General features: G+C 61.1%; 13 protein-coding genes. 12 read left to right on the top strand and 1 reads right to left on the bottom strand.

What is annotated here, in order from left to right; all coding sequences use genetic code 11:
- Positions 1-230 precede the first annotated feature (230 nt).
- The 12 genes from LVW35_RS01090 (at position 231) to LVW35_RS01035 (ending at position 12,000) form a co-directional block, all read left to right on the top strand.
- The gene (locus LVW35_RS01090) at positions 231-1,223 is read left to right on the top strand and encodes a D-cysteine desulfhydrase (RefSeq protein WP_233893289.1); all 993 of its coding nucleotides are present in this window, start codon (positions 231-233) and stop codon (positions 1,221-1,223) included.
- Between the two features lie 175 nt (positions 1,224-1,398).
- Complete coding sequence (gene tcyJ, locus LVW35_RS01085; protein ID WP_233893288.1) at positions 1,399-2,193, top strand: cystine ABC transporter substrate-binding protein; 795 nt, start codon at positions 1,399-1,401, stop codon at positions 2,191-2,193.
- On the top strand, positions 2,193-2,858 hold the full coding sequence (gene tcyL, locus LVW35_RS01080) for a cystine ABC transporter permease (RefSeq protein ID WP_233893287.1): 666 nt from the start codon (positions 2,193-2,195) through the stop codon (positions 2,856-2,858). The genes tcyJ and tcyL overlap by 1 nt, the downstream gene beginning before the upstream one ends.
- Before the next feature lie 3 nt (positions 2,859-2,861).
- Positions 2,862-3,608, top strand: a complete 747-nt coding sequence (tcyN, locus tag LVW35_RS01075) for an L-cystine ABC transporter ATP-binding protein TcyN (RefSeq protein WP_233893286.1) — start codon at positions 2,862-2,864, stop codon at positions 3,606-3,608.
- A 386-nt stretch (positions 3,609-3,994) separates the two neighbouring features.
- Positions 3,995-4,747: a hypothetical protein gene (locus LVW35_RS01070; RefSeq protein ID WP_233896362.1), complete on the top strand. Its 753-nt coding sequence runs from the start codon at positions 3,995-3,997 to the stop codon at positions 4,745-4,747.
- A 187-nt stretch (positions 4,748-4,934) separates the two neighbouring features.
- The gene (locus LVW35_RS01065; protein WP_233893285.1) at positions 4,935-6,176 is read left to right on the top strand and encodes an SfnB family sulfur acquisition oxidoreductase; all 1,242 of its coding nucleotides are present in this window, start codon (positions 4,935-4,937) and stop codon (positions 6,174-6,176) included.
- Positions 6,177-6,200: 24 nt separating this feature from the next.
- Entirely contained in the window at positions 6,201-7,394 is a 1,194-nt protein-coding gene (locus tag LVW35_RS01060) for an SfnB family sulfur acquisition oxidoreductase (RefSeq protein ID WP_233893284.1), read from the top strand.
- Complete coding sequence (locus LVW35_RS01055) at positions 7,394-8,773, top strand: LLM class flavin-dependent oxidoreductase (RefSeq protein ID WP_233893283.1); 1,380 nt, start codon at positions 7,394-7,396, stop codon at positions 8,771-8,773. Before LVW35_RS01060 ends, LVW35_RS01055 begins: the two co-directional genes overlap by 1 nt.
- Complete coding sequence (locus tag LVW35_RS01050; RefSeq protein ID WP_233893282.1) at positions 8,770-9,585, top strand: MetQ/NlpA family ABC transporter substrate-binding protein; 816 nt, start codon at positions 8,770-8,772, stop codon at positions 9,583-9,585. The genes LVW35_RS01055 and LVW35_RS01050 overlap by 4 nt, the downstream gene beginning before the upstream one ends.
- Positions 9,582-10,697, top strand: coding sequence for a methionine ABC transporter ATP-binding protein (locus LVW35_RS01045; protein ID WP_233893280.1), 1,116 nt, complete (start codon positions 9,582-9,584; stop codon positions 10,695-10,697). The genes LVW35_RS01050 and LVW35_RS01045 overlap by 4 nt, the downstream gene beginning before the upstream one ends.
- Positions 10,687-11,331 (top strand): methionine ABC transporter permease, encoded by a 645-nt coding sequence (locus LVW35_RS01040; protein ID WP_233893278.1) that lies wholly within the window; start codon positions 10,687-10,689, stop codon positions 11,329-11,331. The genes LVW35_RS01045 and LVW35_RS01040 overlap by 11 nt, the downstream gene beginning before the upstream one ends.
- A 39-nt stretch (positions 11,332-11,370) precedes the next feature.
- Positions 11,371-12,000 carry a class I SAM-dependent methyltransferase gene (locus LVW35_RS01035; protein WP_233893276.1) on the top strand — a complete coding sequence of 210 codons (630 nt, stop codon included), beginning with the start codon at positions 11,371-11,373 and terminating at the stop codon, positions 11,998-12,000.
- On the opposite strand, the gene LVW35_RS01030 is transcribed toward LVW35_RS01035, so the two are convergent.
- Positions 12,001-13,317 (bottom strand): amidohydrolase family protein, encoded by a 1,317-nt coding sequence (locus tag LVW35_RS01030; protein ID WP_233893274.1) that lies wholly within the window; start codon positions 13,315-13,317, stop codon positions 12,001-12,003.
- Positions 13,318-13,347: the final 30 nt, after the last annotated feature.

The following is a 13,347-nucleotide window of genomic DNA, read 5'->3' as shown; positions in this document are numbered from 1 at the left end:
ACTCCTGAAAATGGGGAGGCGCAGTAACAAGCTTCAAGCGACAAGCTGCAAGTTGAGCGCGATCGACTTGCGGCTTGTCGCTGATAACTTGCCGTTAAAAGGGCCACCACTTTACGTCATGCGGAACCAGTAGCCTTAATAACCAATTATGCCGAGCAAATAACCAAACCGGTTGCCCGATGAAAAGTGCCTGCCTATAGTCGCCCCATACTTATCAACCGTGCGTAGCCATGATCAAACAACAGCTGGACCGTTTTAACCGCCTAGAACTGCTGGGCGGCGTCACTGCCCTGGAAAAACTTGAGCGGCTGTCGGCCTGGTTGGGCAGGGATATCTACGTCAAGCGCGACGACACCACGCCGCTGGCCATGGGCGGTAACAAGCTGCGCAAACTTGAATACCTGGCAGCGGATGCCATCGCCCAAGGCGCCGACACGCTGGTGACCGCCGGCGCGATCCAGTCCAACCACGTGCGCCAGACCGCTGCGCTGGCCGCCAAACTCGGCCTGGGCTGCGTCGCCCTGCTGGAAAACCCCACCGGCACCGAAGACCCCAACTACCTGAGCAATGGCAATCGCTTGTTGCTGGAGTTGTTCGACGCCAAGGTGGAGTTGGTGGAAAACCTCGACAACGTCGACGACCAGCTCAACGCCGTCGCCGACCGCCTGCGCAGCAATGGCAAGAAGCCGTATCTGGTACCGATCGGCGGCTCCAATGCCCTCGGTGCATTGGGTTATGTACGCGCCGGACTGGAGCTGGCCGGGCAGATTGAAGACAGCGGTATCGAGTTTGCTGCCGTCGTCTTGGCCTCAGGTAGCGCAGGGACGCACAGCGGTTTGGCGCTGGCCTTGAGCGAAGTGTTGCCGAATCTGCCGGTGATTGGCGTGACCGTGTCCCGCACTGACGAAGCCCAACGCCCGAAAGTTGAAGGCCTGGCCGAACGTACCGCCGAGTTGCTGGGCGTGGAGATTCCCGAGGCGTTCAAGGTGATCCTGTGGGACGAATACTTCGGCCCGCGCTACGGCGAACCGAACGCCGGCACGCTATCAGCGGTCAAGCTACTGGCAAGCCAGGAAGGTCTGCTGCTGGACCCGGTCTACACTGGCAAGGCCATGGCCGGCTTGCTGGATGGCATCGGGCGTCAGCGCTTTGAGGACGGGCCGATCATTTTCCTGCATACCGGTGGGGCACCAGCGTTGTTCGCTTATGACTCGGCGTTCTAAAAAAGTCGATTTAGTTATTCTAAAAAAGAATAACTGGATGATTTAATATTATTTTCAAGTCTTAAAAACCCGCTTTATAGTCGCGCCGTAGGCGAAGACGCGCTGCGCGCTTTAAGGCAGGATACGACTATTGCGTCACCTGCTTCGCTCAACATAAAAAACACAGGGGCTCTTCATGACAATTTCTGTATTCCGTCGCACGTTGTTGGTTGGCACTTTGGGCCTGGCACTCGGGGCTGGTCTGCTGGGCCAGGCAGTGGCTGGCGAGCAGTTGGATAACATCAAGAAAGCGGGCGAGATCAAGATCGGCCTGGAAGGCACCTACCCACCGTTCAGCTTCGTCGATGAAAGCGGCAAGCTCAGCGGTTTCGAAGTGGAGCTGTCCGAAGCGCTGGCCAAGGAGCTGGGCGTGAAGGTCAAGCTACAGGCCACCCCATGGGATGGCATCCTCGCCGCCTTGGAGTCCAAACGTCTGGACGCGGTGGTCAACCAAGTGACCATCTCTGAAGAGCGCAAGAAAAAATACGACTTCTCCAAGCCTTACACGGTCTCCGGTATCCAGGCACTGGTCCTGAAAAAGAACGTTGACGCGATCAAGACCGCCGACGACCTGGCCGGCAAGAAGGTCGGCGTGGGCCTGGGCACCAACTACGAACAATGGCTCAAGGACAACCAGCCTAAAGCCATCATCAAGACTTACAACGACGACCCGACCAAGTTCCAGGACCTGCGCATCGGCCGTATCGATGCCATCCTGATCGACCGTCTGGCCGCCCTGGAGTACGCCAAGAAAGCGCCGGATACCGCCGCAGCCGGCAACGCCTTCTCCCGTCAGGAAGCCGGTATTGCCCTGCGCAAAGGCGAGCCAGAGTTGCTCGACGCCGTGAACAAGGCCCTCGACAAACTGCGCGCCGACGGGACGCTGAAGACGCTGTCCGAGAAGTACTTCAACGCTGACGTCACTCAATAATGGAAGCAGGTTTCCAACTCGCGCTGGACTCCGCGCCCTTTCTGCTCAAGGGCGCGTATTACACGGTGATCCTCAGCCTCGGTGGAATGTTTTTCGGTTTGCTGCTGGGCTTCGGCCTGGCCTTGATGCGCCTGTCGCGCCTCAAGCTGCTGAGCTGGACTGCCCGAGTCTACGTGTCGTTCTTTCGCGGCACGCCCTTGCTGGTACAGCTGTTCCTGATCTACTACGGCTTGCCGCAAGTGGGCATCGAGCTGGATCCGATCCCGGCAGCCATGATCGGCTTTTCGCTGAACATGGCTGCCTATGCCTGTGAAATCCTGCGCGCCGCCATCGGTTCCATCGAGCGCGGCCAATGGGAAGCTGCAGCCAGTATCGGCATGACCCGCGCGCAGACCCTGCGCCGGGCCATTCTGCCGCAGGCCATGCGCACGGCCTTGCCGCCGCTGGGCAACAGCTTCATTTCACTGGTCAAGGACACGGCGCTGGCTGCCACCATCCAAGTGCCCGAGCTGTTTCGCCAGGCGCAACTGGTATCGGCGCGGACCTTCGAAATCTTCACCATGTATCTCTCTGCTGCCCTGATCTACTGGATCCTGGCCAGCATCCTGGCGCATTTTCAGAATCGCCTGGAAGCCCGGGTCAACCGGCATGACCTGGAGTCCTGAAGCATGATCGTGGTTGAAAAACTGACCAAACAATTCAAGGGTCAGGTGGTGCTCAACGGCATCGACCTGGAAGTGAAGGAAGGCGAAGTCATCGCCATCATCGGCCCCAGCGGTTCCGGCAAGACCACCTTCCTGCGCTGTCTGAATTTCCTCGAACAACCCACCAGCGGCCGTATCAAGGTGGGTGACGTCGAGATCGACACCAGCAAGCCGATCAACCAACAGACAAGCCTGGTGCGACGCCTGCGCCAACACGTGGGGTTTGTGTTCCAGAGCTTTAACTTGTTCCCCCACCGCACCGCGCTGGAAAACGTCATCGAAGGCCCTACCGTGGTCAAGAAGATGCCACGCGACGCCGCTGTCGCACTGGGGCGCAAGTTGCTGGCGAGAGTGGGCCTGGAGGGCAAGGAGGACGCCTACCCACGGCGCCTGTCCGGCGGCCAGCAACAGCGCGTGGCGATTGCCCGTGCATTGGCCATGGAGCCGGAGGTGATTTTGTTCGACGAACCCACCTCGGCCCTCGACCCGGAGCTGGTGGGTGAAGTGCTGGCGACCATTCGCAGCCTCGCCGAGGAAAACCGCACCATGGTGATCGTTACCCACGAAATGAGCTTTGCACGGGATGTGGCCAACCGGGTGATCTTTTTCGACAAGGGTGTGATCGTGGAACAGGGCGAAGCCAAGGCGTTGTTTGCCAACCCCAAGGAAGAGCGCACCAAGCAGTTTCTGAGCAAGTTCCTCGCTCACTGACGCCTCCCTTTGTAGGAGCTGGCTTGCCAGCAAAAAAACGATCAGCCGAGACGGTAAATCTGGTTAACCGCATTATCGTGGACGCTCTCGCTGGCAAGCCGGCTCCTACACGGGAATCGTTGTTCCAACAGGTAAAACTCACCCAACGCACCCGCCCGAGTATCCCCGCGCCAGTCAGACCCTTCTGAATCTGCTCCAACCCGTCGCTAAGCCCTTTGCCGCCATTGACGCCCCTCGGCCAACCCTCTTATCTAACGCCCAGAGGATTGGATCCTATCCCGGCTATTCACTGAGTCGTTCTTTTCGGCCCATCACGCGCATCCGCGTCAAAGGTCCGGAACGATTGCTGCTGGCTGCATCAAGGAGATTACTTATGACGCCCCCCCCTGCTCACCGCCCCGACACTGCCACAGGCCATCGGAAATGGCATCAACGCCCTGGCTGCCACACACCTGCAGGTCAACATTGCGCCATACCCCGGCATGGACGAAGGCGACCTGATCGAACTGTTTTGGAACAACTGTTTCGCCGCTTCACGTCGGGTGACTGCCTGCAAAATCGGCACGTACACCTGCCTGCGGGTACCGGAGAGTTTCGTGCTGGATGGCCCGGCGCGGGTTCATTACCAAGTCATGCAGGTCGGTCGCGCTGTTGCACGCTCCGCCACGGCCCACGTGCGCGTGAAGATGTGCTGCCCAGGCGGTCAGCCCTCGCCCTTGTACCGCGACGAAAACCATAACCTCGACCCGGTGGGCATGCCCGAGACCATCCGCCGCTACGGTGTCAACGCCAGCCAGATACGCCGCGGCGTTCCCTTGACCATCCAACCCTACTTGAACATGACCTGCGGCGACGCCATTACCTTGCGCTGGGGCGATGTACGCCTCGACCTGCCGAAGGTCCAGGCCAAGGATGTCGATCTGGCGGTACAGGTGTGGGTGCCTTCGGCGGTGATTACCGAAGCTGGCGACGACTGCAGGCTTGAGGTGACGTACTGCATTCTGGATCGCGTCGGCAACAATTCACGCTGGGCGCCTGCCCGAACGATACGCATAGCCGCCGAGGCGCGGTCCCGCCCGGCCGGGACCGCGCGGATCTACCAACCGCGGCCAATGGGATCACCCTGCGAACCCGGGTGACAGCCCTTCTATGCATATTCCCAAAAGTTAGTTTATTTAAATATTTAACACGCTTAGGGTATATGCACCGGACCACCGGACATCTCTGATTTTTCTGTTTTTATTTCATTGAATGCGAGGTCGGTATGGTCAGAATTACCCCGGTGCACAACGCCAGGGCATTACGTGCAGCCAAGGAGCGGCGCTGATGTCTAACTTGGCTCAAACACCCCCCCAGAGTGATCTGGACGTTGCCCCCCTGCTGTTGCCAGCCGCCGTGCTGCGCAACGACGCAGAGGCGCTGAAGGCTGCCCATGCACTTGCCCAGGCTGCGCGCCTGCAAGCCGGCAAGCGCGACCAGCAGCGCAAGCTGCCGTGGGCGCAGATAGAGCAGTTCACTCGCAGTGGGCTGGGCAGTATTTCCATTCCCCGTGAATACGGCGGCCCGCAGGTCTCTTTCGTGACCCTGGCCGACGTGTTCGCGATCATCAGCGCGGCAGACCCGGCCCTTGGGCAGATACCGCAGAACCACTTCGGCATCCTGCACCTGTTGCAGGGTGCGGCGACCGAGCGCCAGAAAAAGCAGCTTTTCCAGAGCGTCCTCGACGGCTGGCGCATCGGCAATGGCGGCCCGGAACGCGGCACCAAAAACACGCTGGAACTCAAGGCGCGCCTCACCGCCGAGGGTGACGGTTATGTGATCAGCGGCCAGAAGTTCTATTCCACCGGTGCGCTCTTCGCCCACTGGGTCGCCGTCAAGGCACTCAACGATGATGGCAAGCAGGTCATGGCGTTTGTACGCCGAGGCACCGAAGGGCTGCGCATCGTCGATGACTGGTCCGGCTTTGGTCAACGCACGACTGCCAGCGGCACTGTGTTGCTGGACCAAGCGCCGGTGGACGCCGAACTGGTCGTTGAAAACGGGCGCATCGGCGACACACCGAATATCCAAGGCGCCGTCTCCCAATTGATCCAGGCGGCCATCGACGCCGGCATCGCACGCGGCGCGCTCGACGACACCATCGCGTTCGTACGTGAACGCTCGCGCCCGTGGATCGACGCCAAGGTCGAACGTGCCAGCGATGACCTGTATGTGATCGCCGATATCGGCAAGCTGAAGATCGAACTGCATGCCGCCGAAGCCCTGCTGCGCAAGGCCGGCCAAATACTTGACGAGGTCAGCGCCGCGCCGATCACCGCGCAGTCCGCCGCCCATGCATCCATCGCCGTGGCCGAAGCCAAGGTGCTGACCACCGAGGTGTCGCTGCTGGTCAGCGAAAAACTCTTCGAACTGGCCGGCAGCCGCGCGACCCTCGCGGAGTTCAACCTTGATCGTCATTGGCGCAACGCGCGGGTGCACACCCTGCACGACCCGGTGCGCTGGAAGTATCACGCGGTCGGTGCCTATCGACTGAACGGCAGGTTGCCGGCTCGACATTCCTGGATCTGACCGACCAGACATCTGGAGAACATCATGACTTTCTCTCACCCCGTCGCGGTCATTACCAGCGATGAACAAGCCCTTATTGTCGCCAGCGACCTGGCCGAAGACTTCCGCCGCGACAGCGCCCAGCGTGACCGCGAGCGCCGTCTGCCCTTGCCCGAGCTGGACGTGTTCTCGCGCTCCGGCCTGTGGGGTATCAGCGTCCCCAGGGAATTCGGCGGCGCGGGCGTTTCCAACGTCACCCTGGCCAAGGTCATCGCCCTGATCGCCCAGGCGGATGCTTCACTGGGCCAAATCCCGCAGAACCATTTTTATGCATTGGAAGTGTTGCGCGTGAACGGCAGCCCGGCGCAGCAAAAACGCCTGTACGCCGAAGTCCTCGCAGGCCAACGTTTCGGCAACGCCCTGGCAGAGTTGGGCACAAAAACGGCTCATGACCGCATCACCAAAATCATTCGCGACGGTGACGGTTTCCGTATCAGCGGCCGCAAGTTCTATTCCACCGGCGCGATCTACGCCCAGCGCATCCCCACCTCGGTGGTGGATGAACAGGGCGTGCAGCAACTGGCTTTCGTCCCACGCGACAGCAAAGGCCTGAGCGTGATCGACGACTGGAGCGGCTTCGGCCAGCGCACCACCGGCAGCGGTTCGGTGGTGTTCGAAAACGTGTGGATCGCCGCGCAGGACGTGATCCCGTTCCAGAGCGCCTTTGAACGCCCTACAACCGTCGGCCCGCTGGCGCAGATCCTTCACGCCGCCATCGACACCGGCATCGCCCGCGCCGCCTTTGAAGATGCGCTGCACTTTGTGCGCACCAAGACTCGCCCGTGGATCGATTCCGGCAACGACAAGGCCACTGAAGACCCACTGACCCTTAAAAGCTTCGGGCACCTGAGCATCCGCCTGCACGCCGCCGAGGCGCTGCTGGAACGTTCGGGCGAATTCCTCGACCGCGCCCAGGCCGACAGCAACGCGGAAACGGTTGCAGCAGCCTCCATCGCCGTCGCTGAAGTACGTGCCTTGAGCACCGAAATCTCCCTCGCCGCCGGCAGCACCCTGTTCGAACTCGCCGGCAGCCAGGCGACCCTTGCAGAGCACGGCCTGGACCGCCACTGGCGCAACGCTCGTGTGCACACCCTGCACGACCCGGTACGTTGGAAGTATCACGCGGTGGGCAACTACTACCTCAATGATGAAAACCCGCCGCTGCGGGGGACCATCTGATGAGCAAAAAGAAGATCCTGCTCAATGCCTTCAACATGAACTGCATCGGGCATATCAATCATGGCCTGTGGACCCACCCACGAGACACGTCCACCGAATACAAGACGATCGAGTACTGGACCAATTTGGCCAAGACGCTGGAACGGGGGCTGTTCGATGGTTTGTTCATCGCCGATATCGTCGGTGTGTACGACGTCTATCAGAACGCCATCGATGTGCCGCTCAAAGAGTCGATCCAGCTGCCGGTGAATGACCCATTGCTGCTGGTTTCAGCCATGGCGGCCGTCACCCAAAACCTCGGCTTCGGCCTCACCGCCAACCTCACCTACGAGCCGCCGTATCTGTTCGCCCGACGCATGTCCACACTGGACCACCTGAGCCGTGGCCGGGTCGGTTGGAACATCGTCACCGGCTACCTCGACAGCGCCGCCAAGGCCATGGGCCTGACCGAGCAGGTCGAGCATGACCGCCGCTACGACCAGGCCGATGAATATCTGCAGGTGCTGTACAAACTCTGGGAAGGCAGTTGGGAAGACGGCGCGGTGCTCAAGGATCCGCAGGCGCGGGTGTATGCGCAGCCGGGCAAAGTGCACAAGGTCGAACATCACGGCGAGTTCTATCAGGTCGAGGGTTATCACCTGTGCGAGCCCTCGCCGCAGCGTACGCCGCTGCTGTTCCAGGCTGGCAGTTCGGACCGTGGTTTGCTGTTTGCCGGCCGCCATGCCGAGTGCGTGTTCATCAGCGGGCAGAACAAGGCGTCGACCAAGGTCCAGGTGGATAAGGTGCGCGCCAGCGCGGTCGAGGCCGGACGCAATCCGGAGGACATCAAGGTGTTCATGGGCCTCAACGTGATCGTGGGCGCTACCGAAGCGTTGGCCTGGGAGAAGCACGCCGAGTACCTGAGTTACGCCAGCCCGGAAGCCGGCGTGGCGCATTTCTCGGCGTCCACCGCCATCGATTTCGCCCAGTACGAGCTGGACGAGCCGATTCAGTACGTGAAAAGCAACGCGATCCAGTCGGCCACCAAGAACCTGCAGAACAACGACTGGACCCGACGCAAGTTGCTGGAACAGCACGCCCTGGGTGGCCGCTATATCACCCTGGTCGGCTCGCCTGAACAGGTCGCTGACGAGCTGGAATCCTGGATCAGCGAAACCGGCCTGGACGGTTTCAACCTCACGCGCATCGTCACGCCGGAAAGCTACGTGGACTTCATCGACCTGGTGGTGCCGGAGCTGCAAAAGCGCGGCTCCTACAAGACCGCGTATGAGACCGGCACCCTGCGCGAAAAAGTCTTCCACGGCAACGCCCGTCTACCCGAACAACACACCGGTTCCACCTACCGCCAAACGGCTTCTCTGACTGGAAATAGCCTATGAAAAAGACATTACTCGCCCGCCCAGTCAAAGCACTGGCCCTGGCTTTCGGACTGTTCAGCTCGGCGGTGTTCGCCGCCGATACCCCGTTGAAAGTCGGCACCACCGCCGCCTTCGCGATTCCCCTGGAAGCCGCCGTGGCCGAAGCCGACAAGCAAGGCCTGAAAGTCGAGTTGGTGGAATTTACCGACTGGATCGCACCCAACGTCAGCCTGGCCGCCGGCGATATCGACGTGAATTACTTCCAGCACATCCCGTTCCTGGAAAACGCCAAGGCCGCCGCCGGCTTTGACTTGGTGCCGTACGCGCCTGGCATCATCAACAACGTCGGCCTGTATTCGAAGCAATACAAGAGCATCAAAGACCTGCCCCAGGGGACCAGCGTGGCGATTGCCAATGACCCGATCAACAGCGGGCGCGGCCTGCAACTGCTGGCCAAGGCCGGGCTGATCACCCTCAAGCCAGGCGTGGGCTACAAGGCCACCGAAGAAGACATCGTGACCAACCCGAAAAGAATCAAGATCCTGCAAGTAGAGGCTGTGCAACTGGTGCGTGCCTATGACGACGCCGACCTGGTGCAGGGCTACCCGGCGTATATCCGCCTGTCCAAGACCTTCGATGCCGAGTCGGCGCTGCTGTTCGATGGCCTCGACCACCCGGAATACGTGATCCAGTTCGTGATCCAGCCGAAAAGCAAAACCGACCCTCGGGTGATCAAGTTCGTCGACATCTACCAACATTCACCGGTCGTGCGTGCTGCGTTGGATAAATCCCTCGGCAAGCTCTACCAGGTCGGTTGGGAAGCTAAAAAATGACCGCCGCCAACGCCCAACTGCGCGACCTGGGCCTGCCGCCCAGGGACGCCGAGCAGACCGAGCTGCACCCTGGCCTGAACCGCGCTCATGTGCGTTTTATCAACCTGGGCAAGACCTACGACGGCACTGTGCATGCCCTGCAAGGCATCGATCTGGCGATCCAGCGCGGTGAAGTGTTCGGCATCATCGGCCGCAGCGGCGCGGGCAAGTCGTCGCTGATCCGCACCATCAACCGCCTGGAGCAACCCAGCAGCGGGCGCGTGCTGATCGATCAGGTGGACATCGGCGACTTCGATGAAGACCGCCTGGTGGCACTGCGTCGACGCATCGGCATGATCTTCCAGCACTTCAACCTGATGTCGGCCAAGACGGTGTGGCAGAACGTCGAGTTGCCGTTGAAAGTGGCGGGCGTGCCGAAGCTGCAACGCGAGCAGAAGGTGCGCGAGCTGCTGGAGCTGGTGGGTTTACAGGACAAGCACAAATCCTACCCGGCGCAGCTGTCCGGCGGACAAAAACAGCGGGTGGGCATCGCCCGTTCGCTGGTACACGACCCTCAGATCCTGTTGTGCGACGAGGCCACGTCGGCCCTTGATCCGGAAACCACTCAGTCGATCCTTGGCCTGTTGCGCGAGATCAACCAGCGCCTGGGCCTGACCATTGTGCTGATTACCCACGAGATGGCGGTGATCCGCGAAATCTGCGACCGTGTGGTGGTGCTGGAGCACGGGCGCGTCGTCGAGCAAGGCCCCGTGTGGCAAGTGTTCGGAAACCCACAACATGAGGTCAGCAAGACACTGCTGGCGCCGCTGCAACATGGGCTGCCGGATGAGTTGCAACGCCGTTTGAAACCCGCCCCTGAGTCGGCGGACGCAGCAGTGGTACTGCGCTTGCAGTTCACTGGCAGCGATAACGATGAACCGGACCTGGCTGCCTTGTTCAGCGCCCTCGGCGGGCGCGTGCGCTTGCTGCAAGGCGGCGTGGAACGCATCCAGGGGCATGCCCTGGGGCAACTGCTGCTGGCGGTGAGTGGATCGACCCACGACGCTAGCGAGCTGCGCAACCGCGCCGGCAATTGGGCACAACAGGTGGAGGTGCTGGGCTATGTGGTTTGATCGCTTAGTGCAGGGCGCCATCGACACCTTGTTGATGGTCGGCGTGTCGTCGCTGATCGCACTGCTGGTAGGGATTCCGCTGGCGGTGTTCCTGGTGACCAGCGACAGAGGCGGTATCTATCAAGCCCCGGCGCTGAACCGCGTGCTGGGAGCCTTCGTCAATCTGTTCCGATCGATTCCGTTTTTGATCCTGATGGTGGCGTTGATCCCGTTCACTCGGCTGATCGTCGGCACCACCTACGGCGTGTGGGCGGCGGTGGTGCCGCTGACCATTGCCGCCACGCCGTTTTTCGCGCGGATCGCCGAGGTGAGCCTGCGCGAAGTGGACCACGGCCTGATCGAAGCTGCGCAGGCCATGGGCTGCCGCCGCTGGCACATCATTTGGCATGTGCTGCTGCCGGAAGCGCTGCCGGGAATTGTCGGCGGGTTCACCATCACGCTGGTCACCATGATCAACTCGTCGGCCATGGCCGGCGCGATTGGCGCGGGCGGCCTGGGCGACATTGCCTACCGCTACGGCTATCAGCGCTTCGATACGCAGATCATGCTTACGGTGATTGTGCTGTTGGTGATTCTGGTGGCGGTGATTCAGTTGGGTGGGGATCGGTTGGCTCGGGTGTTGAACAAGAGGTGAGGTATAGTCGGGCCATCCCTGCGCCCGGAATCGCCTGTCATGACGCTCAAGCCCGACGAACTCAATCAGATCACTTCCACGACGCTTGACCACTACAACAAAGTGGCCGAGGACTTCCGTGAAGGCACCCGTGATCACGATGTGAGCCAGAACATCGACGCGCTGCTGCGGCATATCCAGGGCACGGCGCCGTTTACCGTGCTGGATTTCGGCTGCGGGCCGGGGCGGGATCTGCAGACGTTTACGCGTATGGGGCATATCGCCGTCGGGCTGGATGGCTCGGAACGGTTCGCGCAGATGGCGCGGGAAGACAGTGGCTGCGAGGTCTTGCAGCAGGATTTCCTGAAGTTGAACCTGCCTGTCGAGCGCTTCGACGGTGTATTTGCCAATGCGGTGCTGTTTCATGTTCCCAAACAGGAATTGCCACGCGTACTCAAGCAGTTGCAGGGGACGTTGAAGCCTGGAGGCGTGTTGTTCAGCTCCAATCCACGGGGCGAGAACCAGGAAGGCTGGAATGGGCCACGGTATGGGTCTTATCACGACTTGGAGGCGTGGCAAGCATTGCTGACGCAAGCAGGGTTTGTAGAGTTGGAACATTACTACCGGCCAGCCGGGTTGCCCCGGGAAAAGCAACCCTGGCTGGCCAGTGTGTGGCGCAAGCCCGCCTGATCAGCGGGCCAATGACACGCCATCCACAAACACCTCGCGGATGTCCTTCACGCCTGCGCCAAACACCAGCGCGGCATAGGGTTCCTGCCAAGGTGTGAACGCCCGTGGATCGAGCAAGAACATATCGGCACGCTTACCCACCTTGAGGCTGCCCACCTTAGCGTCGATGCCCAATACTTCTGCACTGCCCAGCGTGTGCAGGCGCAGCACTTCATAGGCCTGCATCGCCGCCGCGAGCTGGTGCACGGCGCGCACCTGATACAACCCCATGCGCATGTTCTCGAAAGGGTCCGCGCGGTCGGCGCTGGCCTCGCCGTCGACGCCCATGCCGACCTTCATGCCCGCCGCGCGATAGGCCAGCACATCCGCGATCCCGGAGCCGAGTCGTCCATTGGACATGGGGTTCCAACTCATGCTCACGCCTGCCCTGGCAGCTGCGGCGGTCAGTTCGGAAGTGGAATGGATAAAGTGACCGAAGATCAAGCGCGGCCCGATGATACCTGCCTGCTCCAGCATGGGATAACGCTCGCGCTCTCGCGCTGAATCCACCACTGACTCCAGATAATGCTGCTGGTTGCCCAGGGAGAACTCGCGCATCAAGTCACCTTCGACCTGGGCCTGCCCGGCCGATGCGCTGACAAACCCGGCATAACCCGCGAGCATTGTGCCCAGGTAGCGCCCTGGTTCGGGTTGCGCCTCGGCCCACGCCAGGAACGCCGCTGTGCGTTCGCGGGCCATGGCAGGGGTCCAGCTGTTGTTGATCGTGCGCACGTTAAACCCATGGACCACGCGCACACCGGCATCCAATGCACCGCGCAATTGCTGGCGGTCTACCTCGCCGCTACGGTCGGCGCCGGTATAGGTGAAATTGAACACACTGGTGATGCCGTTTTGCAGGTGCCGGGTGGCACCGCGCCGGGTCAGTTGATAAAGCTGTGCAGCATCCAGTTTTGGCGCCTCAACCCCATAAAGCCGGTCGATCCAACCCTCAAGGTTGTCATTGGCGGCAATACCGTAAAACGCGCTTTGCCATAGGTGGCTGTGGGCTGATACAAACCCCGGCAACAACCATTGCCCCCGGGCATCGAGCCGGCGTTGCACGACCAGCCCGGCTGGCGGTTGGCCAGCCGCCAGGCCGCTGATGGCGCCGTTTTGGTCCACCAGCAAATAGCCTTTCACCGGCTGGGTCTGGCCCGGCTCCAGGGTGAGGATAAAGGCGTTCTCGATCAGCAGGCGGGGGTCGCCCTGCCGGGGTTCATGCTGACAGGCAATGACAATCAGCAGGCACAGTGCAAAAAAGGCCGTTCTGAGATACATGAAGACACCTTCCCATCCAGTCCGGCAAGG

Source organism: Pseudomonas sp. HN11 (assembly GCF_021390155.1).
Taxonomy (GTDB): domain Bacteria; phylum Pseudomonadota; class Gammaproteobacteria; order Pseudomonadales; family Pseudomonadaceae; genus Aquipseudomonas.
The sequence above is the reverse complement of the archived record's forward strand: the minus strand, read 5'-3'. Positions and strand labels throughout refer to the sequence as shown.